We start from the raw sequence: 24,260 nt of genomic DNA on the forward strand, positions 1-24,260 counted from the left end.
TTAGTGAGGCTCTGCCTCGCGCTCCGAGGTATTTTGGGCCAGGTGAACAAGTGATTCCGGGTTCATCTGGCCTGAATGACACAGTGGAGGCGGCTGTAAAGTCCGTAGTCCTGCTGCGGGTCAGCTCGCAGGCGGTGTATTTAGCCAGAGGCCGCCGAAATCCTCGGGGATCAGCAGGTTGTGACGTCCCAAGTCGCCAACATTGCGCTCGCCACATAGCGCCATGGTTGTGTCCAGTTCCTTTTGAATGACGTCCAGCGCAGTGGTGACACCTTTCTGGCCCATCGCACCCAGCCCATAGACAAAGGCGCGACCGACATAGGTGCCCTTGGCCCCCAGAGCCAGCGCCTTCAGCACGTCCTGACCCGAGCGGATTCCACTGTCCAAATGAACCTCGATGTCACCGCCGACGGCATCCATGATCTGCGGCAGCATGCGAATAGAGCTGAGCGCACCGTCCAATTGACGCCCGCCGTGGTTTGAAACGATAATGGCATCAGCGCCGATTTTCGCGGCCATTTTAGCGTCTTCGGCGTCCAGAATGCCCTTTAGAATAACCTTGCCGCCCCATTGGTCAATCAGCTTTTCAACCTTGGCCCAGTCGAGGCTGGGGTCGAACTGTTCAGCCGTCCACGCACCCAAGGATGACGCATCCGAGATACCCTCGACATGGCCGACAATATTGCCGAATTCACGCCGTTTCGCCCCCAGCATTTCGATGCCCCAGGCCCACTTGGTCATCAGGTTCGCAATCGTTTTTGCGGTCAGTTTTGGCGGTGCAGACAGGCCGTTTTTCAGATCCTTGTGCCGTTGGCCCAGAATCTGCAAATCCAACGTGATGACCAGAGCCGAGCATTTCGCATCTTTGGCCCGTTGGATCAGGCGGCTGACATAGTCCTGATCCTTCATCGTATAAAGCTGGAACCAGAACGGTTTTGACGAGTGCTCGGCCACGTCCTCGATTGAATTGATCGACATGGTCGACAGGGTAAAGGGCACACCGAACTCTTCAGCGGCTTTGGCGGCCTTTATTTCGCCGTCTGCGTGCTGCATGCCCGTCAATCCAACCGGCGCCAGCGCGACCGGCATCGCCACATCTTCACCGATCATCTGCGAAGCGGTCGATCGTCCTGCCATGTCCACGGCCACCCGTTGACGTAGACGGATATCCGAGAAATCCGCACTGTTGTCGTGAAAGGTTTGCTCGGTCCAGCTGCCGCTTTCGGCATAGTCGTAGAACATTCGAGGTACCCGTCTTTCATAGATACGTCGAAGGTCTTCGATGGTGGTGATTACGGGCATGGGGCTGCGCCTTTGATTGGTCGGTCAGATAGTTCTACTGGCGCAACATCAAGGGCGCAATTGGCTGAGGCGCGAAAAACCGCAGCAGGCCGGTGGCTTGCCGCGGTTTTGTTTTATACGATCGTGTGATTGGTCGATCAGGCCGAATGGGCGCCGTCGGATAGTGTTTTTACAAAGTCCAGAACTTCGGCCACGGGCTTTCCCGCTCCGATCTGGCTGACAATGGCCGAGCCGACAACCGCGCCGTCGGCAACGCCGGCGATGGCTTTGGATTTCTCGGGTGTGTTGATGCCAAAGCCCACGATCACGGGCAGGTCGGTCGCGGATTTGATCCGGGCCACTTCGGGGCCGACATTTGTGGCTTGCGCTTCGGCTGCACCGGTGATGCCGGTGATCGAGACGTAATAGACAAAGCCCGAAGTGTTCTGCAGAACGCGGGGCAGGCGTTTGTCATCGGTGGTCGGCGTCGCCAGGCGGATAAAATTCAGACCTGCGGCCTGGGCCGGCAGGCACAGTTCCTCATCTTCTTCCGGCGGCAGGTCGACGACAATCAGACCGTCGATACCGGCAGCTTGCGCATCGGCCAGAAAGGTTTCGACGCCACGGCTGTAAATCGGGTTGAAATAGCCCATAAGAACAATCGGGGTGGTGTCATCGGTTTCACGAAAAGCCCGCGCCAGATCCAGCGTCCGCTGCAGGGTCATACCACCGTCTAGTGCCCGCTGCCCGGCGGCCTGAATGGTCGGACCATCTGCCATGGGATCGGTGAACGGTAAACCCAGTTCGATTACGTCGACGCCAGCGCCCGGCAGCCCCTTGACCACCTCAAGCGAGGTCTCATAGTCGGGGTCCCCTGCCATGATATAGGCGACAAAAGCCTTTTTCCCTTCGGCCTTCAGGGCGGCGAACTTGGCGTCGATACGGGTCATCGGATGTCCTTGCAGTCAGGTTTGGACCTGATGTGCAGAAACTTTGCGCGAAAATCAATCCCGGTCCCGCGGGATACCGTCAGAATGCGAAATGATATCGCACCAGCGCCGAATTGACACCCGGGTTGTCATCCTGTGTGCTGGCATTGGATTTGTGGGTGATCGCCAAGGACACTTTGTTACCACTTTCTAAGGTGTATCCTAGACCCAACAGGGTGCGAATCTGGAACTCTCCCCCAAGATCGTTGCGGCCTTCGCCCTCTGAGAAATACCCCGGCATGACACTGCCTTCGACGAACCAACGCTCGGCAAACCCGTAGGTTCCGATCAGGCCGATACCGATATGAATATCACCTGCGGTATCCACAGTCAGGGCACTACCCCATGTTGCGGAAAAACGGGAGGCCTGGTGAAAGGGGCTGTGCTGATATTCGAGTGAGAACACAGCCTCGTCCTCGGATTGGCTTTCCGAGAAATCTGAAAATCCTGCGCCAAAGACAAGGGATTGAGCTTGCGCTGCTGGTGCGGCCAAAAGCAGCGCCAAAATTGCAGAGGTAAACTTCATATTACACATTCACTATATGTTTGTTTGCAACACCTTACGTGGTGATCTTAGTGTGCCAATTTCAATCCGGGCAAGTTCACGAATGACGAACGATTTCGTGATGTTGTAAATTGGTTTTTTCCTCGTTTCCGCAGTCTGGCTTGCGCATTGATCCGGACCTGCATAGAAGCACCTCTCGAATGGCATCAGGAGGCCGCTATGGGCTTTAAAATGGGAATCGTGGGTCTGCCGAATGTGGGCAAGTCGACCCTCTTTAACGCGCTGACCAAAACCGCAGCCGCTCAGGCGGCAAATTTCCCGTTCTGCACCATTGAGCCCAATGTGGGGGACGTGGCCGTGCCTGATGACCGGTTGGACAAACTAGCGGCGATTGCCAGCTCTAAGCAGATCATCCCAACACGGATGACCTTTGTGGACATCGCCGGTCTGGTTAAAGGCGCGTCCAAGGGTGAAGGGCTGGGCAACCAGTTTCTGGCCAATATCCGCGAGACCGACGCCATCGCCCATGTGCTACGCTGTTTCGAAGATGGTGACGTGACCCATGTGGACGGCCGCGTCGACCCCGTGGCCGATGCCGACACGATCGAGACGGAACTGATGCTGGCCGATCTGGAAAGCATCGAAAAGCGCCGCGCCAATCTGGTGCGCAAGCTGAAAGGCAACGACAAGGAAGCACAGCAGCAGGAACGCTTGCTGGCCGAGGCGCAGGCGATGCTGGAAAATGGCAAACCCGCGCGTCTGGTTGAGGTCTCGGACGAAGACGCCAAAGCGTGGAAGATGTTGCAACTGCTGACCACCAAGCCAGTGCTATACGTTTGCAACGTGTCCGAAGAAGAAGCAGCTGACGGCAATGAATACTCTGCGAAAGTCGCCGAGATGGCCGCGGCGCAGGGCAATGCCCATGTCATCATCAGCGCCAAGATCGAAGAAGAAATCGGCCTGTTGGAAGAGGACGAAGCGCAGATGTTCCTGGAAGAGATGGGTTTGGAGGAACCCGGTCTCGACCGTCTGATCAAAGCTGGTTACGACCTGTTGAAGCTTGAGACTTATTTCACCGTCGGCCCGAAAGAGGCCCGCGCCTGGACCATCCGCACGGGCACCGCCGCACCACAGGCTGCTGGTGTGATCCATGGCGACTTCGAAAAAGGCTTTATCCGCGCCGAGACCATCGCTTATGACGACTTTATCTCGGCAAATGGCGAACAGGGCGCGAAAGAGGCCGGCAAGATGCGGGCTGAGGGCAAGGGCTACATCGTCAAGGACGGCGACGTAATGCACTTCTTGTTCAACACCTAAGAGGTCTCTGTGTGCCCGGTCCATCTGGGACTGGGCGCGTTTTGGACGCCGGGGTTAGTTTCCGGATTCCAGTTCCTGCCGTTGGGTGAAATAGTCCCAGACAACCCAGCTTTCCGCGATCTTTCCATCGGCGATCCGGTCGATCTGAACGCCGGTCCAGTTTACTGGCCGGTTAGTCGCGGGCACACCAAGGTATGCGCCTTTCTGGGTCCCGAAAAAGCGCCAATGGGTGGATACCCGGTCGCCTTCAGCGATCTGCCCAAAAATCTCGACCTTTAAATCAGGAAAGGCTTTGTGGTTTGCCTCGACAATTTCGGTCCAGGTGATCAAATCGACGCTTCCGGTTCCACCGGTTGCTAATGGTGCCTGATGGTTTTGATACTCGTCAGCGAAAATTGATCGGTCAATAGTGGAATCCGCAGCCCACATTTCAACAGCCTGTCGTGACAGATTTTTTGCTGCGGAGTTATCATTCTGTTGAGCCATCACGTTTCCTCCTGCCGCAATTGTCAGTAGTATTGTTAACGTCAAAATACGCCCTGCCAAGCCGGTGAGCTGTCTGGTCATTGGCTTCCTCCGTCAGTCATGTCGACACCAGTTTACGATAGCGCGCGCCGGGCCATCGCGGAAAGTGCCGTCTGCGGGTCGCTGGATCGCAACTTGTGCTTTCACCGGGCCGCAAACACGCTACTCTGCGCTTCTGATCTTAAGAAGAAGAACGGCATGATCGAAATCCGTGACCTGCAACTGCTTAGCGCTTTGGCGCGGCACCGTCATTTTGCCAAAGCGGCCGAGGAATGCGGGATATCGCAACCCGCCTTTTCAATGCGTATCCGCAACCTCGAAGATCGCTTGGGCGTGTCGATCGTCCGCCGCGCCAACCGGTTTCAGGGCCTGACCGAAGAGGGCGAGATGATCGTCCAGCGGGCACGGCGTATCCTTGATGACACCAAGGCGCTGGAACAGCAGGTGCTGGCCGCCAAGGGTGAGATCACCGGCACCCTGATACTGGGTGTGATCCCGACCGCGATTGCCTTTACCGGGCGGCTGACCAAACGGTTGCGGGATGCGCATCCCCGCATCATTACGCGCATCGAGACAATGTCTGCCACAGCGATCCAGCACCGTCTGGACGAGGGCAGTCTGGACGCGGGCATCACCTATGGGGATAGCATCGGAACCGATCTGCGGCAGGTGCAGCCCTTGTACGAAGAGACCTATGTCTTGCTGGTGCCGTCGCATATGACGGATGAAACCGGCCCCATACCATGGGCACGTGTGGCCGAATTCCCACTCAGCCTGCTAGAGCCACAGATGCAGAACCGGCGTATCCTCGACCGGATTTTCGCTGAACAGGGCCTGCACCCGGATGTCGTCGCCGAAACCAGCGGATTTACCGCTTCGATGGTCATGGCGCGCGAGGGGTTGGCGGCCACCGTGGTCCCTCGGGTGCTGGTGCGAGCGCTGGGTGATCTTAAGGGAACAAAGGTGCTGCCACTGGTCGATCCCGTTGTCAGCAAGCCGATTTGTCTTGCGACCCTTACACGGGATCCCGAATTGCCAACAGTCGAAGCGCTGCGTGCCGTGGTGACGTCTTTGCGGTGATAAACTGTCGTTATCGTGCGATTGAAATATGCGATTTGACGATATGCTAATCTGATGAGACACGGAGCCTCAATCGGAGGGCATCATGGCACCATTAGACACCAAGCCATCAGGCGCACCCAAGGGCGTCTGGAAGTCAGGTAAAGGCAAGGGGCGGCACACGCCCAAAGGCCGTCAATTCACGGATGAGGCACAGGCGGAAATTGCACGTCTGCTGGGCGACCGCCCACGCCGTCGCGATCTGCTGATTGAATTCCTGCATTTGATTCAGGACGCACACGGCCATATCAGCGCCGACCACATTGCCGCTTTGGCGGTCGAAATGCGGTTGGGGCAGGCAGAGATCTATGAAACGGCAACCTTCTATGCCCATTTCGATGTGGTGAAAGAAGACGAGGCCCCTCCGCCCGCGCTGACCATTCGTGTCTGTGATTCTTTGTCCTGCGAAATGGCCGGGGCTCAGCAATTGCAGAAGGCGCTTGAGGATGGTCTGGACGCGTCCGAGGTTCGCGTTGTCCGTGCCCCCTGCATGGGGCGCTGCGATACGGCCCCCGTGCTTGAGATCGGTCACAACCATATCGACCATGCGACGCCGGAAAAGGTGCAGGCCGCGATTGCTGCCGGTGATACCCACGCCCATTTGCCCGACTATGAAACCTTCGCTGCCTATGCCGAAAACGGCGGCTATGCCATACTGAAAGAGCTGCGCGACAATGGTGATTGGGAGAAGGTGCAGGAAGACGTCCTGTCCTCGGGCCTGCGTGGTCTGGGCGGCGCTGGTTTCCCGTCTGGCAAGAAATGGGGCTTTGTTCGCATGAACGAAGGCCCGCGCTATCTGGCCGTGAACGGTGACGAAGGCGAACCCGGCACGTTTAAAGACCGCTACTATTTGGAACGTACGCCGCATGTCTTCCTCGAAGGCATGCTGATCGCCGCTTGGGCGGTCGAGGCCCAGACCTGCTTTGTCTACATGCGCGACGAATATCCGGCAGTGCTGGAAATCCTGCGCCGTGAGATTGTAGCGCTGGAAGAGGCCGGGATCGTTGAGCCAGGCTATATCGACCTGCGCCGGGGGGCTGGCGCCTATATCTGCGGTGAAGAATCCGCGATGATCGAGTCGATCGAAGGCAAAAAGGGCCTGCCGCGTCACCGTCCTCCGTTCGTGGCGCAGGTTGGGGTCTTTAACCGCCCGACCTTGGTGCACAATGTTGAGACGCTGTATTGGGTCACCAAAGTGTGCCGTGAAGGGCCGGAATGCCTCAACAGCACTGAAAAGAACGGTCGCACGGGTCTACGCAGCTATTCGGTTTCGGGCCGCGTAGCGAAGCCTGGCGTTTACTTGCTGCCCGCAGGCTCGACCATTCTGGATGTGATCGAGGCTGCCGGCGGCATGGCCGAGGGCCAGACCTTCAAGGCTTATCAGCCGGGTGGACCGTCTTCGGGCCTGTTGCCAGCGTCGATGGACGATATCCCGCTAGATTTTGACACGTTGCAGCCTCACGGCACCTTCATCGGCTCGGCGGCCGTGGTGGTTCTGTCCGACCAGGACACCGCCCGCGACGCGGCGCTGAACATGCTGCGCTTCTTCGAGGATGAAAGCTGTGGCCAATGTACGCCTTGTCGCGCGGGCTGCGAAAAGGCGGTCAAGCTGATGCAGGCCGACAAGTGGGATCAAGACCTGCTGGAAGACCTGTGCCAGGTTATGGGCGACGCGTCCATCTGCGGTCTGGGGCAGGCGGCCCCGAACCCTATCCGCCTGGTCATGAAACACTTCGCTGACGAAATCTGAGGGAGACAGAGCCATGCTTGATGCAAGCCCAACCAAGACCGTCACCTTCAACCTGAACGGCGACGACGTCACCGTGCCCGAAGGCACCACGATCTGGGACGCGGCCAACGGTCGTGGACTGGTAATTCCGCATCTGTGCCACAAACCGGCACCGGGTTATAAACCCGACGGTAACTGCCGCGCCTGTATGGTCGAGGTGGAAGGCGAGCGCACTCTGGTCGCCTCGTGTATCCGTCCGGCGGCTGAGGGGATGGTTGTCAAGACAGACACCGACCGCGCCGAAAAATCGCGTGCGATGGTCATGGAACTGCTGGTCGCTGACCAGCCCGAACAGCCGCATGATGTGTCCAGCCACTTCTGGGACATGGCCAAGCTGAACGATGTCAGCGACAGCCGCTTCCCGGCCAAAGAGGCCGAAAAGATCCCGCTGCTGGATGACAGCCACGTTGCGATGCGCGTCAATCTGGACGGCTGCATCAACTGTAACCTCTGTGTCCGCGCCTGCCGTGACGTGCAGGTCAACGACGTGATCGGAATGGCCGGTCGCGGACATACCTCGCAGGTGGTGTTCGATCAGAACGACCCGATGGGGACTTCGACCTGCGTAGCTTGTGGCGAATGTGTTCAGGCCTGCCCGACGGGTGCCTTGATGCCGGCCACCGTGCTGGACGATCAGCAACAGGGGGACAGCAAGGATTACGACTCTGAAACCGAAAGCGTCTGCCCGTTCTGTGGTGTTGGCTGCAAAGTCTCGCTGAAGGTCAAGGATGGCAAGGTCAAGTATGTCGAAGGCATCAACGGCCCCGCAAACGAAGGCCGTCTGTGCGTCAAAGGCCGCTTTGGCTTCGACTATATCCACCACCCGCACCGCCTGACCAAACCGCTGATCCGGCGCGAGGATGCGCCTGCCAAGGGCCTGAATGTCGATCCCGGCAACCTATCGACCCATTTCCGCGAAGCGACCTGGGAAGAGGCGATGGATCTGGCGGCCACCAAGCTGAAGGCGATGCGCGACGAGGACCCGCGCAGCGTTGCGGGCTTTGGCTCGGCCAAATGCACCAACGAAGAGGCCTATCTGTTCCAGAAGTTCATCCGTCAGGGCTTCCGCCACAACAACGTCGACCACTGCACCCGTCTGTGCCACGCGTCGTCGGTTGCGGCGCTGATCGAAAACGTGGGTTCGGGCGCGGTGACCGCGACCTTCAACGAGATCGAAAACGCGGATGTGGCGATCATCATCGGGGCCAACCCGATCGAAAACCACCCCGTTGCAGCGACCTATTTCAAGCAGTTCACCAAGCGCGGTGGCAAGCTGATCGTGATGGATCCGCGCGGCGTCGGAATGCGCAAGTTCGCGGATGAGATGCTGCAATTCCGCCCGGGTGCCGATGTCTCGATGCTGAATGCGATCATGAATGTGATCGTCGAGGAAGAGCTGTATGACAGCCAATACATCCACCGCTGGACCGAGAACTGGGAGGCCGAGAAAGAACATCTGCGCCAGTTCACACCCGAAGCGATGTCGCCGATCTGCGGTATTGAACCGGACCAGCTGCGCCGCGTCGCCCGCACCTTTGCGCAGGCCAAAGCCGGTCTGATCTTCTGGGGCATGGGTGTCAGCCAACACATCCACGGCACGGATAACTCGCGCTGCCTGATCTCATTGGCTCTGATGACCGGAAATGTTGGCAAGCCGGGCGCGGGCCTGCACCCGCTGCGCGGTCAGAACAATGTGCAAGGCGCCTCTGATGCGGGTCTGATCCCGATGTTCTTGCCGGATTATCAATCGGTTACTGATGATAATATCCGCGCCAAGTTCAACAACGTATGGGATTCTGAGGATTTCTCGAACGAGAAGGGCCTGACGGTTACCGAGATCATCGATCAGGCGTATGCGGGCAACATCAAGGGGATGTACATTCAGGGTGAAAACCCGGCCATGTCCGACCCGGATGTGGGTCACGCGCGCGAGGCATTGGCCAAGCTGGATCTGATGATCGTACAGGATATCTTCCTGACCGAAACGGCGAACTATGCTGACATCATCCTGCCCGCCTCGGCGCTGTATGAGAAAAACGGCACCGTGTCGAACACTAACCGTCAGGTGCAGCGGGTGCGCCCCGCTGTGACGCCTCCGGGTGAGGCGCGCGAGGATTGGAAGATCACGGTGGAACTGGCGCAGCGCATCGGTCTGAACTGGGATTACACGGATGTGTCTCAGGTCTTTGCCGAGATGAAGCTGACCATGGCGTCGCTGGATAACATTACGTGGGAGCGTCTGGAAACAGAAACGATCACCTACCCGTCGCTCAGCGAAACCGATCCGGGTCAGGCGATTGTGTTTGGCGATGGTTTCCCGCGTGCCGATGGCCGTGCGCGGTTTACCCCTGCCAGCGTCATCCCACCGGACGAAGCGCCAGATGACGAATACCCGATGATCGCCACGACCGGCCGTCAGTTGGAACATTGGCACACCGGGTCCATGACCCGCCGTGCTAAGGTTCTGGATGCGGTAGAACCGGAAGCGAACTGTTCATTGAACCCCCGAACGCTCAAGCTGATGGGGATCGAACCGGGCGAAATGATCCGTCTGACCACACGGCGTGGTTCGATCGAGATCATGGCACGCGCGGACCGGGCCATTGCCGAGGACATGGTGTTCATTCCCTTCGCCTATGTCGAGGCGGCGGCGAACATCCTGACCAACTCGGCCATCGATCCGTTTGGCAAAATCCCCGAGTTCAAGTTCTCGGCTATCCGGGTTGAAAAAATCGAAGACGCGGTCGCGGCAGAATAACCTTGTTGCGTACGCAGCATGAAAGGTGGCCGATTGGGCCGCCTTTTTTCTTTCCTTGACAGTAAGTTACTTGCAGCCAACCCTGTCGCCGTCACTGGTGCAGGAGTTTTACATGACCCGCCGTTTTGTCGATCTGTCCGTTCCGTTGGAAACCGGGATCGTTTCGGACCCGCCAATCATGCTGCCCGAAATCGAATACATGACCCATGATCAGACCGCAGAACAGGTCATGTCCTTCTTTCCCGGCTTGCAAAAACAGGACCTACCGGGCGGCGAAGGCTGGGCCATCGAGCGGCTGCAAATTGCCACGCATAACGGCACCCATCTGGACGCGCCGTATCACCACCACTCGACCATGAATAATGGCGAAAGGGCGATCACCATCGATGAGGTGCCGCTGGAATGGTGCATGAACCCCGGCGTAAAACTGGATTTTCGCCATTTCGACGACGGCTATGTGGTGTCTGCCGCCGATGTTGAGGCCGAGTTGAAGCGGATCGGGCATACCTTGCAGCCGTTGGATATCGTGGTCGTAAACACCTCAGCCGGTACGCAATACGGAAAACCCGATTACCTGATGAAAGGCTGCGGTATGGGGCGTGAAGCGACGTTGTATCTGACCCAACGCGGCGTAAGGGTCACTGGCACAGACGCCTGGAGCTGGGACGCACCCTTTGCGCTGACGGCCCAGGAATATGCCGAAACGCGCGACCCGTCGATTATCTGGGAGGGCCACCGGGCGTCGATGGACATCGGTTATTGCCACATTGAGAAATTGACCAATCTGGAAGACCTACCACCAACAGGTTTCGAAATTTCGTGTTTTCCGTTCAAGATCAAGGGCGCCTCGGCGGGTTTTGTGCGCGCCGTCGCAATATTCGAGGAAGATCCAGATGACTAACCCCCTCAGTGGTCACGATGGGCCCTATGACGCCCCGATTGAAATACGAGGGTTTATAGTTTTGCCTGAGTGGATCGACTATAACGGCCACATGAATGTGGGGTTCTATGGCGTGGCCTTCGATCGCGCGTTGGATCACTTGATGGATGATCATCTGGGTCTGGGCGAGGCGCAGGTCGACGCATTGGGACAGGGGCCTTACATCCTGCAGTCGCATATGAATTTTCTATGCGAGATTAGGCAGGACGAACCGTTCTGGTTTCGCTTTCGGATGTTGGATTCCGATCAGAAACGGGGGCATTACTTTGCACAGATGCTGTCCGATGATGGCGAACTCTGTGCGACGCAAGAGGCGCTGTTCATGAACGTCAGTCATACGACCGGGCGTTCCACCCCTTATCCGGACTGGGCGGTCGCGCGGTTGGCCCGGATGGTTCAAGATCATGCACCATTGGACCCCGCGCCGCAGGTTGGGCACACCATTGGCATCCGCCGCAGCGATTAATAATCCCGTTCGAAAAACACGCCAACCCCGGTTTCTCCGCGCCCGTCGACTGAACCGCGGACAGTAAAATTGTCCGACACGTCAAGGTTCAGGTTCACCTCGGTGTCACCTTCGGTATTGACGGTGAAATCGGTATAGAGATTGTCGCTCAGATACGCGCCGGCCCCCAGTCGGCCCGCACCGCCTTCGGACGCGCCAATATCCACCGTGTCAACGCCGGTCGAATCGCGAAGCCCTTTGGTTGCATCTCCCCCGGCACCGCTGAGCTGCGCCAGAGACGCCGCCATCTGGGCGATGACAAAGGGTGAAATTTGAGAGAAGCGGTTACCGAACAAGAGCATGGCCAGCGCCTCTTCGGCGGGGCGTTCAGGGTCGGAATAAACGTCCACCTCGGGTGCATCCAGCGGGCCCGCGATTTCGATTGTGGCGGTGCCATCGGACGTGCTGGTGGATGAGGCGAACTCGATATAGGGCGTCAGGTCGCCTTGCAGTGTCACGATGCCTTTTGTCAGGGCCAGCCTGCGGCCCAGAATGTCGAAATTTCCCCGGATCAGTTCGATTTGGCCGGATGGGATAACTGCAGTAGTCGTGCCGCCGATATTCAGCCGACCCCCCAGTTCGGCGTTCACACCCCGGCCGCGCACGAAAACGGCTTTCGGTGCTAGTAGGCTGACATCCAGCGCGATACGTGAATCGCTTTTTTCCGCGCCTTCCTCGACAACAAGGCCCGCGCGTTCCCGTGTGAGGTAACCAGCCGCGCTTTCATTGACATGCCTGATCTCGGGGATCGGTGCAGCGCCCACGGCACCAGCTGCGGCAGCGAGGTTGATATTGGTTTCCTCGAACGTGATCTGACCGGAAATGGCGCTGTTGCCCGCCAGCGCTCCGGTCATGGCGATCTCACCGTTCAGCGTGGTCTCATACAGAAGCTTGTCTGTTAGCACCAACTGATTGAGCCGCGTAACAATGTTCGCGTTCAGCGGCGGTGTCAGGTCCAATGGACCCGAGATGGTAAAAGTGCCGCCCGCGCGCATGCCACCATTCAACGAGATATTGGCGCGACTCTGCGCCAATTCGACCGAGCCGCTGATGCCGGTTATTGTCTGTCCGATCTCAGGGATCGCAATTGACGTGCCTGAAGTGGTGATAGAACCGCTGAGCGAACTTAGCTCGGGCTTTCCCTTGAGGCGCAGATTGTGCCGGGCCGATCCTTCGATCTTGTTGGGTGAGATAAAGATGTTGGCGACGCCCAGATTGATGCCACCCTGCGCCCGCAGATCGGCCTCGCCGCTGTTTTCATCGAAAGTTCCAGCGATAGTGCTGTTGATCTCGGCCGGACCATTGGCTGACCCGTCAATGGTCCAGACGCCGTTGTCGCGCTTGGCTGTGCCGGTTGCCGCAACGGTGCCAGGGAATTCGGGCGCGAACCGTTCGATCCTGTTCAACTTGGCGTCGAAATCCAAATCGGCCGAACCATCGGTGTCTACTGTTCCGGTCAGGGCTGCATAGGAACTGTCCGGGCCGCTCAGGCGCATGTCCCCTTCCAGTCCCGATCCCGTTGGGGCAACATTCCCGTCCAACGTCAGCGGGCCGGACATCGACGTCATGACACGGGACAGGTCGTCAAGCTGGGCCGAGAAGGTCAGGCCACCCGCCTCTCGGTCCAGTTTGCCCGATGCTGTAGCCGATAGGGCAGTGCCCCTCAGGCTAAATGTACGGACTTCCATACCGTCGTCGTCTTTGTCGGCATCAATGTTCAGGGTCGTGCGGCCCTGGATCAATTTATCGACCAAATCAATCCCGGTCTGAAGGTCGTCAGCGTCCACATTGCCCTGAACGTCAAAGACACGATTGGCGAGATTTCCGTTGCCCTGCACATTCGCGGTGACCGAGCCGCCCAGATCCCGCTTGGCCAACTCCGAGAACAGCGACAGATCCGGGGCGTTCACACGAGCGTTGCCGTCAACCGAAAGCTCTCCGGTAGGGTCATCCACCGTTGCGGCGACTTTTGCAGTTAAGGCGGTACCGTTGACCGTCGCTTCGCGGATTTCAATCCGATCGGTCGTGCGTGCCCCGTCCCAGGTTATCGTGGTCTTGCCGGTCAGCAGCGGATCGATGTCGGACATGCCGGTTTGTATATCCTGTCCGATCACGCTGGCCGTGCCGTCGAATTCCAAAGTCTGCACGGTGCCTTTGCCGTCCATTTCCACCCGCAGGGCGCCACCCAGTTCACGCTTGGCCAGACCGGAAAAGACCGACAGGTCAGACGCATTCACGCGGGCCTTGCCGTCAATGGTCAGGTTGCCGTCAGGTGTCGTGACCTCGCCGCTGGCCTTTGCCTGCGCAGCTTCGCTGTTCAGGTCAAACTCGCGAATGGTGATGCCGTCGCTGCCTCGGCTGGCATCCAATGTGATGGTGGTTTCGCCTTTGATGACGGGATCGATATCGTCGCGCCCGGTGACCAGATTGCTGCCCTCAAGCACCAGTTTGCCGTCAAAGCTACGCTCTAATGGTGAGCCTGTGCCGTCAACGCGGGCCGAGGCACTACCGCCCAGATCAAGCTGCGCCAGGTCCGAAAAACGCGACAGGTCCGATGCCTCAAGCGTGGCCGAACCGTCAACCGTCAGGCCACTATTCAATCCGTCGATCAACGCATCCAGCCCAAGGGTATAGTCGGTTCCCACCAGTTCGAACCCCGACAGGTTCAGCGACTGATCGCTGCCGTAATCGAACTGTCCATCCAGCGTGATGTTCTCACCTAAGGCCGTGTTCAGGGCCTTATCATTCAGATCGATCCCGTCCAAGATGGCCTGAAGGTCTCCCGTTACACTGAATGAAGTGCCCTGTTCCAACGTGCCCTGCGCGGTGATGCGGGCCGTGTCCAGTTTCGCTTGCGGAGATTTAAACGCATTCGCCGTCAGGCTCAGGTCCCACAAATTGCCGTTTTTCTGATCGAACAAAGCGGAAATCTGCGCCGCTTCAATCGAGGTTTCGCCGCCTTTGACCGGCAATACGACCGTTGTTCCGTCGGGCGGGGTGATCCGACCTTGCAAGGCCGCCAATTGCAACGTGCCGCCTTCGGCCAATTGCAACTCACCCTTTAGGTCCAGGGCTTGGGTGGTCAATTCCAGATCGGGGATGTCCAGCGCGCCTTGCGGTTTGGTTTGGCCGTCCACGAACAGGCGTGTTTTCGGGCCAAAGAACGGGTCCAGATCCTCGGCCATAAAGGGGGTCAGGTCGCCACCCAGATCGGCGGTAAAGGCGATCCCGTCTGCCGCACCGGTTTCAGCGGCGCGCAGCTGTATCTGCCCTGTGACCTGTTGCTGATTGTCGCTGCTCAGGGCGATATCAGCAGTGAAATCGGTCACTGGGCCCGAGCCTGTGACCGACAGGCCGATCGGTGGGCTGTCGGGAATATTCAGCGCCGTTGATATCACACCGCCTGCGGCCTCTTTCACCTGCAGGTCCAGATTGATCTCACGCGAGGTGTTCTGGAACCCGGCGGTCAGTGTCACCTCATCCCCTCCGCGGTCCAGGCGCGTGACATCCAGATTGGTGTCCAATGTACCATCCGCCAGCGACAAGTTCCCAGTCACCGACAAATCGGCGGCAACCCCAATCAGTGGTTCACCCAGTGACAACTCATCAATCCTGATTTCACCGATCTCGATGGAAACGGGCAGTTCCGGCAGTTCGAACGGTTTGGTCTCGGCTGTCGGCGCAGGCGTGTCCTTGGTGGTTGTGCCCGGCGTGCGGGCGATGTCGATTTCCTGCGCGGTCAGGGCATTGACGGAAAATCGACCTCGGATCAGGGCCAGCCGGTTCCAGTCCAGCTGAGCGTCTTTGATGGTCAGCCAGACACCTTCGTCGTCCGATACGGTGATCTCTTCAATCGTCGCGCGGGCGCTCAACGCGCCTTGCAAGCCTTTAACGGTGACGTTCTGATCATCCCCCGACAGGGTGTCCTGCAGAAAACGTTCCAGCATGCTGCCGCCGCCGTCATCCTCTTGCGCGAGTACGGGCGGCGCTGTCAGGATCAGCACAGTTGTCACAACCGGATATGAAAACTGCCGTATCAAAACGCTTGTCCGATCCCGATATAGAATTGCAGACCATCGCCAGTGTCGCCCTGAACCGGCAGGGCTAAGTCAACGCGTAGAGGGCCGAACCCCCCAAGATCATACCGCACCCCAAGCCCGGCACCGGAATGGTATTCTGCACCGCTGCCGATGAAAGAAGAAGTGTCCACAGTACCGAAATCATAGAACCCGACAAGCGATATCGTGTCGGTGATCTTGCCACGGACTTCTCCCGACAGACCGAGGAAGGACTTGCCGCCTGCTTCACCACCGTTGACTGGAATGCCGAGGCTTTCGAACGGCTGCCCACGCACTGTGCCGGCACCACCCGAGAAGAACAGGAAATCCGGCGTCACATTGCTTGGGGAAGGACCGATTATCGATCCTATCTGAGCCCGACCAGCCAAAACGAGCCGCCCGCCCGTGCCCAGGCTGGTATAGGCGCGTGTGTCGGCGAACAGCCTGATGCCCGTGTCTGTGCCGGAAAAACCTACAAAGGGCATGATTTGCGCATCCAGATAGAACCCGCGGGTCGCGCTGACTTTACTGTCACGCTTGTCCCATTCCGACCGGGTCGGGATGATAAAATAGCGAAACTTACGGCCGCTGCCATAGGCGTCATCCGCATCCGACCACTGAAACCCGGCTGAAGCTTCGGCATAAAGCCGATCAGAGAAGGTGCGCCTTGCACCGTAAGCCAGCGACGCAATTGAGACGTTGTAGTTGTCAGTGTTGCGGCGCTCCAGCAGGGCGCTCCAAAAGGTGTTGTCGTCCGGGCCCAGCCGGTCGGGTTGATCAAGGCGCAAACCAATGCGGCCGTCCAAATCCTCGGTTCCGCCGATATTGCGCAGAGCAGCTTCGAACCGCAGCCGTTCCGCGCGGCGGAAGACGTTGCGATGGGTCCAGGTCGCGGTGACATCCAGCCCAGCATTCGAGGCCAGCTCTACCCCGAAGGTCAGGCGGCGTTTGGGCATGTCCTCAAAAGTTGCATCGAAATCCAACGTGCCATCGGGATTGGGCGTCTCATGTTCTTCGATCGAAACGATGCTGAACGTGCCTGTCCGACGCAAACGGGTGCCGACTTTCTGTATATCCGCTGGCGAATAAACCTCGCCCGAGGGAAAGCCGGCGATCTTGTTGATCGAGTGGTGGCGTACATCTGTATCGCCTTTGATGAACATCTTGCCAAAGGTCAGGCGCGGACCGGGTTCAAGGTCGATTTCAGCATCCAGCTTTCTCTGCGCATGGCGAGCGATAACGGTTTGGTCTTCAAGTTGGGCTTTGGCGTGACCGGCGTCCCGCCAGCCCTGTACCCCGGCCGAGGCCGCCTGTTGGATGGCACCGGTCGTGGCCAGTTTTCCGGGAGCGAACTCCTCTGGCAGGATTGTCTCCGGCGTAACAGGGGCGACGATAGCCGTTCCAAAAGTGAAGGTCGGTCCGGTATTTACCGTGATAACCGCTCGGTTGATCGTGTTGGGTACGGTTAGCGAGCTGATGTCAGCCGCTTCTCGGCCATCCAGCTTGATGCTGACGACAGGGCTGAAATAGCCCTCGTCATACAGTATCTGTACGAGCGTGCGGTAATCCGACAGGGCAGCAGACAGAACCTCGAGCGGGGTATCCAAGCCACGTTCATCTGCCGTCAGGACCGAGGAGGTTTCTTCGATACGTTCAACCACGTCCTGTGGCGCACCGGGCGCGGACAGGGATGTTTCCAGCGCGGCCAGAGATGAGGGCAGAGCGGCGGCAATAACGCCAAGCAGACAATATTTCACAAAGGCCTGTGGCCTGCTTCCCCGCATCGAATGGCTCCAACTGCCCCAAGTCGAAATCAATTTCACCGTCTTATGAAAAACAACGGCTGATACCGTTCATGTTAGAGCATCAGTTTCCACACAGGGAAAGAACTTATCGAATGAGATGCCAAATTACCGGTTTGTGTGCCCCGTCAGCCCCGTTTGCGGGGCGGTAATGTGGCGCCAACCCATGAGCGCATTGACGGGCTCCTCCCGCCCGATCCCATCGCATCAAAGATGCTTGTGATCCGTTGGGCCGGGCAGCGCCCGGGCAAGCCCGCGCGCTGCGGTTCCGCGAATTCAAGGCTGTGCCATCAGGCGGGCGACGTCGAGCATACGTGCGGAAAAGCCCCATTCATTGTCATACCAGCCGAAAATGCGAACCTGCCGGTCGCCGACCATCCGCGTCTCGGGGCCTGCAATGACCAAAGATTCCGGTCGTGTACGCAAATCTGACGACACCAGCGGGTGATCGGTCCATCCCAGAATGGGAGACTGCGCGACCGCCTTGCGCAGCTCGGCTTCAAAGTCAGTGGCGGACATACCGCGCTCAAGTGTTGCGACCAAATCCACCGCAGACACGCTGGCTGTGGGGACACGCACCGCCGCGCCCGAGATGCGACCCGCGAGATGCGGCATGACCTCATCAATCAAGTGCGTGGCGCTGGTGGTGGTGGGCACCATGGAAAGCGCCCCGGCGCGTGACCGGGCCAGATCGCCGCGCGGGGCGTCAATCATGGGTTGGCTGTTGGTATAACAATGGATGGTCGTCATATGGGCCGAGGCGATGCCGCCGATTCCATCCAGCACCTTGATCAGTGGGGCCAGCCCATTGGTGGTGCAGGACGCGTTCGAAACGATCCGGGCGTTGCCCAACTGCGCTTCGTTGGCGCCCAGAACGATCGTGACTTCGGTTGCGGGCGAGGGGCCCGAGATCAGCACTTTGCCCGCCCCGGCGGTCAGCCCCTGGCTGGCAACATCCGAGGTACGGGCGACGCCGGTGCAATCCATCAGGACATCCACGCCGCTCAGGTCGACGCGGGACAGGTCGGGGCTGTGGGTCACCGGGATTGTGTGGCCGTCGATGACAAGGGTTCCGTCGCCGGTATCGACAGGCCCAGAGTAGGGGCCGAACGTGCTGTCGTATTTGAACAGGTAGGCACAGGTTTCCAGCGGTGCGATATCGTTGATCAGCACCAGCTCAATATCCTTGCCCCACGGCAAAGCCAGCAGCTGCCGCAGGATCGTGCGGCCAATACGGCCGAATCCATTGATTGCAAGTTTCATGCGCAAGCTATGGCAGTGGGCCGCGCTGACCTCAATGCCCGTTTCGCGGCAAGATCAATTGCAGCTGACCTGCGAAAAGAACTGGCCTGAGATGTTTTGATACATGCTGGCCCGAATAGGCTTGCATCCGGTGGCTGCCTGAATGGCGGCCATAGCTTGAATGGTGCGCAGGCGCGGTGGCGGACCGAACGGGTTCAGATTGTTGTTGTCACGCGTGGCGCGGTACACGACCGGAGCATCCGAAACCTGCGTAACGGCCCATGTGCGGCTCATGACGAAGACCGATTTGGTTTCCTCTTTGGCGACTACAGGGGTCGCCTCTAAGGCCGTCAGGCCAATTACAGCTGCCAGTGCCAGCAGGGATCCGCGCAGTACCATTGAACAATCTCCAGTGCTAAAAACGGTGCTATTTCACCAGATTCAAGCGCTTCTGTGAACCCCTGCGCGGGAAAAACTGAATCGGCGTAAGTGGTTAGCCAGTGACGGGGTGGTTGCTGGTTCGCGTCTTTGCACAGTTGATCGTGGTTGTTTCGGTCCGCCCACGCACCATAGGGGGCATTCGTGCGGGGTAACTCAGTTGTGCCGGGCGAACGCCACGAATGGAATGCCATGCCAGTAGCGGCCTTAGACTGTAAAAAGAATTGTTCTGGATAGTATTAGCGTTTGCCCAACAGGGCTTGGCCCCCGTTCGCTGCCGGTATAGTCTTGAATGCAAATCTATTTCAGCAAGGTGAGGCGATCATGAAAGCCTGGATTTCTTCTACATTGGTGGCTGTTGTTGTTCTGGCGGCAATCCCGACCGTGCAGGCCAAGCCGCTTTCCCGAATCATCGCAGAAATGGGGCTGACACCTGCAGATTTCGAGGTCGTGAACACAGCCGCTGACGCGATGCTGTCAGGCGCGACGCCCCGGGTGGGAGAGGAAAGTTCCTGGGTGAACGATGCCACCGGTTCGAAAGGCACGATTCGCGTCCGCGACGTACGTGACAACTGCGTACACCTGCAGCATTTCATTCGACCCGAAGGATCGGATCAGACCCGCGAGGTCAGAACCCGCCGGTGTCGCGACGCAGGCGGAAACTGGATCCTGACACCCTGATCTGGGTCTAGTAACCGCGGACCCTGTCGACTTCGTGCAGCAAAGGGCCTCCGGCGCTCAGGCGGCGGAAATTCTCGCCCACATCAGCCAGCGCTTCGCCCAGATGCCAGCCCGACACGTGCGGCGTGATGGTGACACTGGGATGCGCCCAGAGCGGGCTGTCTGACGGAAGTGGTTCGGTCGAAGTCACGTCCAGCACCGCATGACCGGGTGTACCATGGTCCAGCGCGACGATCAGGGCGGTTTCTTCAATCAGATCCCCGCGACCCGCGTTCAGTAACTGGCTACCTGGCTTCATTGCCGCCAGCATCCCTGCATCGAACAAACCGATTGTCTGCGGGGTCGAAGGCAGGATCGCGCAGACATGGTCGCACTGACCCAGCAGTTCTGGCAGAGCCGCGTCGCCATGCAGGCAGGTAACCCCATCGATCTGCTTGGCTGAGCGGCTCCAACCCATCACCTGAAACCCGACCGCACGCAGCATTTTGGCGCTGCGGGCACCGATATGGCCCAGCCCCAGAACGCCGACCACGGTGTCAGGTGAATAGAGCGGTGCTCTGGGGGCCCATTCCGCGCGGTTTTGCGCCTTTTCATGAAAAGTCATGTGTCGCTGATGACGCAGAACATAAGCGACGAACCATTCGGCAATACCCTGCGCGGGGGCATCGGGTTTCAGCCGTGTGATACGCACATGCGCTGGCAGGTGCGGATTGCTGACGATGGTTTCGACTCCGGCGCCCAGTTTTTGCACCAGTTTCAGGTTGGGCAGCCGCTTGGGGTGATCGTTGCACAGCGCGACGACGGCGACCATCGTGATGTCGGTCGGATCACCAAGGGTTTCAGGCGTGCGTACATCCATGTCCGGGTGCAGCCGCCGAATGTCTTGAGCGATGTCGTTGTCGCTTATCCAGTCGAACAACCCGGTTTCGATCAGCAACGCCATGTCGCGCCCCCCTCTGCTTCAATTTGCCAGTGATGACGTGCCGTCACTGAACTGGACATCGTTGCCGCAGCTAAGTCATTCTTTGGCCCAAGGTAAAGCCCGGTCATCGGCTCGGATGACCAGACACGCACAGAAAACTTTTGAGGCAGCGTATGAACGGGACACAAGACCTGAACCAACAGGCCTATTTTCATCTGCGCCCTGATGGCGCTTTTGTCGGCAATGACCCCGCCCGGGGGCCGTGGTCGGCCGATCACTGCCACGCCGGGCCTGTCAGCGGTCTGATCGTGCGTGCCGCGGAAACCGAGGTGGGACCGGAAAAGATGCTGACCCGCCTCACGGTCGATCTGCTGCGCCCACAACCCTTGGCAGGGCTGCGCGTGGCTGCCGAGACTACGCGCCACACCAAGACGCTGGCGACCACGCGGGTAACGGTTCACGATCTGGATGACTCGCTCTGCGCCACTGCGACCACGATGCACTTGGCCCGCCGTAACCTGGGACCGGTCCCGAATGTCACGATTACTCCACCGCGGCTGGAAGACGCGGTGACGGGGCCATTTCCGATCGGTGAGATACGTCACGGTCTGCCGGGCTTCGCCAACCACACAGAAGTGCTGTACCCGAAAGACGGCAATCAGGGCGCCGGTCCCAAGACGGTCTGGATGCGCACCCCGGCTTTGCTTGAGGGCGAGGACCCTTCGCCGATTCAGGCACTGTGCCCGCTGGCCGATTGTGGCAACGGCATCTCGTGGAATGCACCGACGACCGAGATGGGGTTCATGAACACCGATCTGACCGTGCAAATCCATCGCGAGCCGGGGTCGGATTGGCTGGCCTCAGAATCGCTGTGCCATTGGCAACCGTCGGGGATCGGAATGTCCCAGTCCGTATTGTATGACACGCAAGGTCCTGTCGGTACAGCCTTGCAAACACTGGTTCTGTTCCCGCCAAAATGACCCTTTGGCCGTTTTCTGCGGGCGCTGATTGAATCGCATTGCCGCGCGCGGACGCAGGCCCTATCTTTCACGCATGCGTTGGATCGTAACCCTGTTGACTTGCTGCCTGCCGATCCCGGCCATGGCGCACCCGCATGTCTTTATCGACACCGGGCTGGAATTCATTGTGGATGACGCCGGCCAACTGACCCATGTGCGGGTGACCTGGGCTTATGATGAGCTTTACTCGCTGTATCAACTTGAAGACATGAAATTGGATCAGGATTTCGACGGAGTTCTCACTGAAAATGAAGAGAAATTCCTGGCCGGTTTCGACGCACAGTGGATCGAAGGGTACAATGGCGATCTGGTTGTCTTTGCAGATGGCGTGCCCGTGTCGCTGTCCGGCCCATTGGAACCGACAGCAACCACCGAAGATGGTCGTATCGTGACAACCCATTTGCGCGCGATTGATGGCGACGCGGTGTCTGCATCTTCGCTGACGGCGAAGGCTTTTGATGAGACGTTCTACATTGCCTATGAACTGACCCGCCCGGTGACGGTGAGTGGCCCTTCGTCCTGTCAGATGGATCGGATCGACCCCGATATCGATGGTCAGCTGGCGCAGATGCAGGCCTTTTTGTTGACACTGGACGCCGATTACGACCTTGAGGAAAACGATATCCCGCTGGTCGGGGAAAACTTTGCGACCGAGATTTTCGTTTCATGTCCAAATACCTGATTGTTCCGGTTGCCATCGCCATTGCGTTGCTTCTGTGGTTTTGGGGCAGCGGTGGGTTTGACAGTCTGGCCGCGTGGGCGGCGGGTGAGCAGCGCGAGTTTCAGAACCAGATCGCCCGATCCTTACGCGCCGCACGGGCGGAACAGCCCGAGGCCGTCGCCACCCTGCTGACGGTTTGTTTCGCCTATGGGTTCTTTCATGCCATCGGTCCAGGTCATGGTAAGGTGCTGATCGGCGGGTACGGGCTGGGTCGTCGGGTCGCCTTTTGGCGGTTATCCGCAATCAGCGTGCTGTCCAGTCTGGGGCAGGCGGTGACAGCGGTCGTGCTGGTTTACGCTGGCGTTCTGGTGTTTCAGATGTCACGCGAAAGCCTTGTGGGAACAACCGAACAGGTCATGGCCCCGATCAGCTATGGTGCCATTGCCGCGATCGGTCTGTGGCTGGTGTTTCGCGCCATTCGCAGCTTTGCCCGCAGACACCGCAGTAACACAGCGCAAGCGCATCACGACCACGATCATCACCATGGTCACGACCATCATCACGACCACGATGTCTGTTCAGATTGCGGCCATCGCCACGGCCCCTCAGTGGAAGAGGTTGCACAGGTCGGCAGCCTGCGCGAGGCGTTGTTGCTGATTGCGGGTATCGCGGCCCGACCCTGTACTGGGGCGCTGTTTGTGCTGATCCTGACATGGCAGATGGGGATCGCGATGGTTGGCATCGCTGGGGCGTTTGCCATGGCGTTGGGTACGGCGATGGTCACGACCCTGGTCGGGTGGACGTCGTTCGGGTTGCGCGGGGGATTGCTGGCCTCTGCCTCGGCCACAAGGTTTGCATCTGTGCTGGCCCCGACCATTGAATTGGTGGCGGGTCTGACGATTGCAGTGATTGCCAGCGGTTTGCTGCTGCGCGCGATTTAACCGAAGACCGGTTCGGGATACCCGACCCGCGCCAGGTACAAGCCCTGCGGCGGGCATACTGGCCCACAGGCGGCGCGATCAGCGGCCTGCAGCGCGTGGCACACATCTTCGGGCGTCCACGCGCCCGCGCCGACACGCTCCAGCGTCCCGACGAAGCTGCGCACCTGATTGTGCAGGAACGACCGGGCGCGCACGTGGAAATGTATCTCGGGTCCGGAAAAGCCCTCAACCTGTTCAACCCGCAGCTCATCGAGCGTTTTGACCGGGCTGGCGGCCTGACAGATGGATGAGCGGAAGGTGGTGAAATCATGCCGCCCAATCAACATATCCGCCCCGGCTTGCATGGCATCGACATCCAGCTGGTGATTGATCTGCCAGACCTGCCCGGCGTCATGGGGCGCGGGCGCACGACGCATCAGGATGCGGAACAGGTATTGCCTCTCTAACGCGGAAAACCGGGCGTGCCAGTCATCGTCAACCTGTGCGGCTTTGACGATGGCCACCGGCTGCGGCTTGAGGTGATAGTTCAGCGCCTCAGACAGGCGGAAAGGGTCCCAATCCTTGACCAGATCGCAATGGGCGACTTGACCCAGCGCATGAACGCCCGCATCGGTGCGGCCCGCTGCAGCAATGGTGTGATCACCGGGTTGAATTCGCGACAAGGCCTGTTCGATTGCTCCCTGCACAGACGGCAATTCCTTTTGCCGCTGCCATCCGGCAAACGGTTTCCCTTGGTATTCGACTTTCAGCGCGTATCTAGGCATGGGC

At 58.9% G+C, this 24,260-nt stretch carries 20 protein-coding genes; 10 read left to right on the plus strand and 10 right to left on the minus strand.

Features of this window, described 5'->3' with window-relative positions; genetic code table 11:
- Positions 1 to 120 precede the first annotated feature (120 nt).
- The 3 genes from ACR0JB_RS18435 to ACR0JB_RS18445 all read right to left on the minus strand — a co-directional run bounded on the left by ACR0JB_RS18435 (position 121) and on the right by ACR0JB_RS18445 (position 2,796).
- Entirely contained in the window at positions 121 to 1,302 is a 1,182-nt protein-coding gene (locus tag ACR0JB_RS18435; RefSeq protein WP_170399178.1) for an alpha-hydroxy acid oxidase, read from the minus strand.
- A 137-nt stretch (positions 1,303 to 1,439) separates the two neighbouring features.
- Positions 1,440 to 2,231, minus strand: coding sequence for a tryptophan synthase subunit alpha (gene trpA, locus ACR0JB_RS18440; protein WP_170399181.1), 792 nt, complete (start codon positions 2,229 to 2,231; stop codon positions 1,440 to 1,442).
- A gap of 79 nt (positions 2,232 to 2,310) precedes the next feature.
- On the minus strand, positions 2,311 to 2,796 hold the full coding sequence (locus ACR0JB_RS18445) for an acyloxyacyl hydrolase (protein ID WP_170399185.1): 486 nt from the start codon (positions 2,794 to 2,796) through the stop codon (positions 2,311 to 2,313).
- A gap of 198 nt (positions 2,797 to 2,994) precedes the next feature.
- Here ACR0JB_RS18445 and ychF point away from each other — a divergent pair, with 198 nt between their 5' ends.
- Positions 2,995 to 4,092: a redox-regulated ATPase YchF gene (ychF, locus tag ACR0JB_RS18450; protein WP_480790171.1), complete on the plus strand. Its 1,098-nt coding sequence runs from the start codon at positions 2,995 to 2,997 to the stop codon at positions 4,090 to 4,092.
- A gap of 54 nt (positions 4,093 to 4,146) precedes the next feature.
- Here ychF and ACR0JB_RS18455 read toward each other — a convergent pair whose 3' ends face one another.
- A complete protein-coding gene (locus ACR0JB_RS18455) occupies positions 4,147 to 4,578 on the minus strand; it encodes an ester cyclase (RefSeq protein WP_170399191.1) in 432 nt (143 codons plus the stop codon).
- Positions 4,579 to 4,815: 237 nt separating this feature from the next.
- On the opposite strand from ACR0JB_RS18455, the gene ACR0JB_RS18460 reads away from it, so the two are divergent.
- The 5 genes from ACR0JB_RS18460 (at position 4,816) to ACR0JB_RS18480 (ending at position 11,689) form a co-directional block, all read left to right on the plus strand.
- Positions 4,816 to 5,697, plus strand: a complete 882-nt coding sequence (locus tag ACR0JB_RS18460) for a LysR family transcriptional regulator (RefSeq protein WP_170399292.1) — start codon at positions 4,816 to 4,818, stop codon at positions 5,695 to 5,697.
- 85 nt (positions 5,698 to 5,782) lie between these two features.
- A complete protein-coding gene (locus tag ACR0JB_RS18465) occupies positions 5,783 to 7,486 on the plus strand; it encodes an NAD(P)H-dependent oxidoreductase subunit E (protein ID WP_480790172.1) in 1,704 nt (567 codons plus the stop codon).
- A 13-nt stretch (positions 7,487 to 7,499) separates the two neighbouring features.
- Positions 7,500 to 10,283 carry a formate dehydrogenase subunit alpha gene (gene fdhF / locus ACR0JB_RS18470; RefSeq protein WP_480790173.1) on the plus strand — a complete coding sequence of 928 codons (2,784 nt, stop codon included), beginning with the start codon at positions 7,500 to 7,502 and terminating at the stop codon, positions 10,281 to 10,283.
- A gap of 112 nt (positions 10,284 to 10,395) precedes the next feature.
- A complete protein-coding gene (locus ACR0JB_RS18475; protein WP_170379005.1) occupies positions 10,396 to 11,184 on the plus strand; it encodes a cyclase family protein in 789 nt (262 codons plus the stop codon).
- Positions 11,177 to 11,689: a thioesterase family protein gene (locus ACR0JB_RS18480; RefSeq protein ID WP_480790174.1), complete on the plus strand. Its 513-nt coding sequence runs from the start codon at positions 11,177 to 11,179 to the stop codon at positions 11,687 to 11,689. The genes ACR0JB_RS18475 and ACR0JB_RS18480 overlap by 8 nt, the downstream gene beginning before the upstream one ends.
- Here the strand turns inward: ACR0JB_RS18480 and ACR0JB_RS18485 are convergent.
- The 4 genes from ACR0JB_RS18485 to ACR0JB_RS18500 all read right to left on the minus strand — a co-directional run bounded on the left by ACR0JB_RS18485 (position 11,686) and on the right by ACR0JB_RS18500 (position 19,229).
- Complete coding sequence (locus tag ACR0JB_RS18485) at positions 11,686 to 15,732, minus strand: translocation/assembly module TamB domain-containing protein (protein ID WP_480790175.1); 4,047 nt, start codon at positions 15,730 to 15,732, stop codon at positions 11,686 to 11,688. The two genes, ACR0JB_RS18480 and ACR0JB_RS18485, sit on opposite strands and share 4 nt — an antisense overlap.
- A 32-nt stretch (positions 15,733 to 15,764) precedes the next feature.
- Positions 15,765 to 17,570 (minus strand): autotransporter assembly complex protein TamA, encoded by a 1,806-nt coding sequence (locus ACR0JB_RS18490; protein ID WP_170399204.1) that lies wholly within the window; start codon positions 17,568 to 17,570, stop codon positions 15,765 to 15,767.
- Positions 17,571 to 17,864: 294 nt separating this feature from the next.
- On the minus strand, positions 17,865 to 18,851 hold the full coding sequence (locus ACR0JB_RS18495) for a type I glyceraldehyde-3-phosphate dehydrogenase (RefSeq protein ID WP_170399207.1): 987 nt from the start codon (positions 18,849 to 18,851) through the stop codon (positions 17,865 to 17,867).
- 54 nt (positions 18,852 to 18,905) lie between these two features.
- Positions 18,906 to 19,229 (minus strand): hypothetical protein, encoded by a 324-nt coding sequence (locus ACR0JB_RS18500; protein WP_170351739.1) that lies wholly within the window; start codon positions 19,227 to 19,229, stop codon positions 18,906 to 18,908.
- A gap of 363 nt (positions 19,230 to 19,592) precedes the next feature.
- Between ACR0JB_RS18500 and ACR0JB_RS18505 the strand changes: the two genes are divergently transcribed.
- Positions 19,593 to 19,949: a hypothetical protein gene (locus tag ACR0JB_RS18505; RefSeq protein ID WP_170399210.1), complete on the plus strand. Its 357-nt coding sequence runs from the start codon at positions 19,593 to 19,595 to the stop codon at positions 19,947 to 19,949.
- Between the two features lie 7 nt (positions 19,950 to 19,956).
- Here the strand turns inward: ACR0JB_RS18505 and ACR0JB_RS18510 are convergent, their stop codons facing one another.
- A complete protein-coding gene (locus tag ACR0JB_RS18510; protein WP_170506557.1) occupies positions 19,957 to 20,892 on the minus strand; it encodes a 2-hydroxyacid dehydrogenase in 936 nt (311 codons plus the stop codon).
- 152 nt (positions 20,893 to 21,044) lie between these two features.
- Between ACR0JB_RS18510 and ACR0JB_RS18515 the strand changes: the two genes are divergently transcribed.
- The 3 genes from ACR0JB_RS18515 to ACR0JB_RS18525 all read left to right on the plus strand — a co-directional run bounded on the left by ACR0JB_RS18515 (position 21,045) and on the right by ACR0JB_RS18525 (position 23,492).
- Entirely contained in the window at positions 21,045 to 21,851 is an 807-nt protein-coding gene (locus tag ACR0JB_RS18515) for a thioesterase family protein (RefSeq protein WP_170506554.1), read from the plus strand.
- 73 nt (positions 21,852 to 21,924) lie between these two features.
- On the plus strand, positions 21,925 to 22,572 hold the full coding sequence (locus ACR0JB_RS18520) for a DUF1007 family protein (RefSeq protein WP_170506552.1): 648 nt from the start codon (positions 21,925 to 21,927) through the stop codon (positions 22,570 to 22,572).
- Entirely contained in the window at positions 22,557 to 23,492 is a 936-nt protein-coding gene (locus ACR0JB_RS18525) for a nickel/cobalt transporter (RefSeq protein WP_170399219.1), read from the plus strand. The genes ACR0JB_RS18520 and ACR0JB_RS18525 overlap by 16 nt, the downstream gene beginning before the upstream one ends.
- Here ACR0JB_RS18525 and truA read toward each other — a convergent pair.
- Positions 23,489 to 24,256 carry a tRNA pseudouridine(38-40) synthase TruA gene (gene truA, locus ACR0JB_RS18530; protein WP_170506549.1) on the minus strand — a complete coding sequence of 256 codons (768 nt, stop codon included), beginning with the start codon at positions 24,254 to 24,256 and terminating at the stop codon, positions 23,489 to 23,491. The two genes, ACR0JB_RS18525 and truA, sit on opposite strands and share 4 nt — an antisense overlap.
- Positions 24,257 to 24,260 lie beyond the last annotated feature (4 nt).

The sequence above is a fragment of the Ruegeria sp. BI7 genome (assembly GCF_056537925.1).

Excerpts from the sequence above, each read along its gene's own strand:
- ACR0JB_RS18525 (WP_170399219.1), top strand. The coding sequence starts at position 22,557 with ATGTCCAAATACCTGATTGTTCCGGTTGCCATCGCCATTGCGTTGCTT.
- ACR0JB_RS18520 (WP_170506552.1), top strand. The coding sequence starts at position 21,925 with ATGCGTTGGATCGTAACCCTGTTGACTTGCTGCCTGCCGATCCCGGCC.
- ACR0JB_RS18465 (WP_480790172.1), top strand. The coding sequence starts at position 5,783 with ATGGCACCATTAGACACCAAGCCATCAGGCGCACCCAAGGGCGTCTGG.
- ACR0JB_RS18480 (WP_480790174.1), top strand. The coding sequence starts at position 11,177 with ATGACTAACCCCCTCAGTGGTCACGATGGGCCCTATGACGCCCCGATT.
- ychF (WP_480790171.1), top strand. The coding sequence starts at position 2,995 with ATGGGCTTTAAAATGGGAATCGTGGGTCTGCCGAATGTGGGCAAGTCG.
- ACR0JB_RS18435 (WP_170399178.1), bottom strand. The coding sequence starts at position 1,302 with ATGCCCGTAATCACCACCATCGAAGACCTTCGACGTATCTATGAAAGA.
- ACR0JB_RS18460 (WP_170399292.1), top strand. The coding sequence starts at position 4,816 with ATGATCGAAATCCGTGACCTGCAACTGCTTAGCGCTTTGGCGCGGCAC.
- ACR0JB_RS18495 (WP_170399207.1), bottom strand. The coding sequence starts at position 18,851 with ATGAAACTTGCAATCAATGGATTCGGCCGTATTGGCCGCACGATCCTG.
- ACR0JB_RS18500 (WP_170351739.1), bottom strand. The coding sequence starts at position 19,229 with ATGGTACTGCGCGGATCCCTGCTGGCACTGGCAGCTGTAATTGGCCTG.
- ACR0JB_RS18455 (WP_170399191.1), bottom strand. The coding sequence starts at position 4,578 with ATGGCTCAACAGAATGATAACTCCGCAGCAAAAAATCTGTCACGACAG.
- trpA (WP_170399181.1), bottom strand. The coding sequence starts at position 2,231 with ATGACCCGTATCGACGCCAAGTTCGCCGCCCTGAAGGCCGAAGGGAAA.
- ACR0JB_RS18475 (WP_170379005.1), top strand. The coding sequence starts at position 10,396 with ATGACCCGCCGTTTTGTCGATCTGTCCGTTCCGTTGGAAACCGGGATC.
- ACR0JB_RS18445 (WP_170399185.1), bottom strand. The coding sequence starts at position 2,796 with ATGAAGTTTACCTCTGCAATTTTGGCGCTGCTTTTGGCCGCACCAGCA.
- fdhF (WP_480790173.1), top strand. The coding sequence starts at position 7,500 with ATGCTTGATGCAAGCCCAACCAAGACCGTCACCTTCAACCTGAACGGC.
- truA (WP_170506549.1), bottom strand. The coding sequence starts at position 24,256 with ATGCCTAGATACGCGCTGAAAGTCGAATACCAAGGGAAACCGTTTGCC.
- ACR0JB_RS18490 (WP_170399204.1), bottom strand. The coding sequence starts at position 17,570 with ATGCGGGGAAGCAGGCCACAGGCCTTTGTGAAATATTGTCTGCTTGGC.
- ACR0JB_RS18505 (WP_170399210.1), top strand. The coding sequence starts at position 19,593 with ATGAAAGCCTGGATTTCTTCTACATTGGTGGCTGTTGTTGTTCTGGCG.
- ACR0JB_RS18515 (WP_170506554.1), top strand. The coding sequence starts at position 21,045 with ATGAACGGGACACAAGACCTGAACCAACAGGCCTATTTTCATCTGCGC.
- ACR0JB_RS18510 (WP_170506557.1), bottom strand. The coding sequence starts at position 20,892 with ATGGCGTTGCTGATCGAAACCGGGTTGTTCGACTGGATAAGCGACAAC.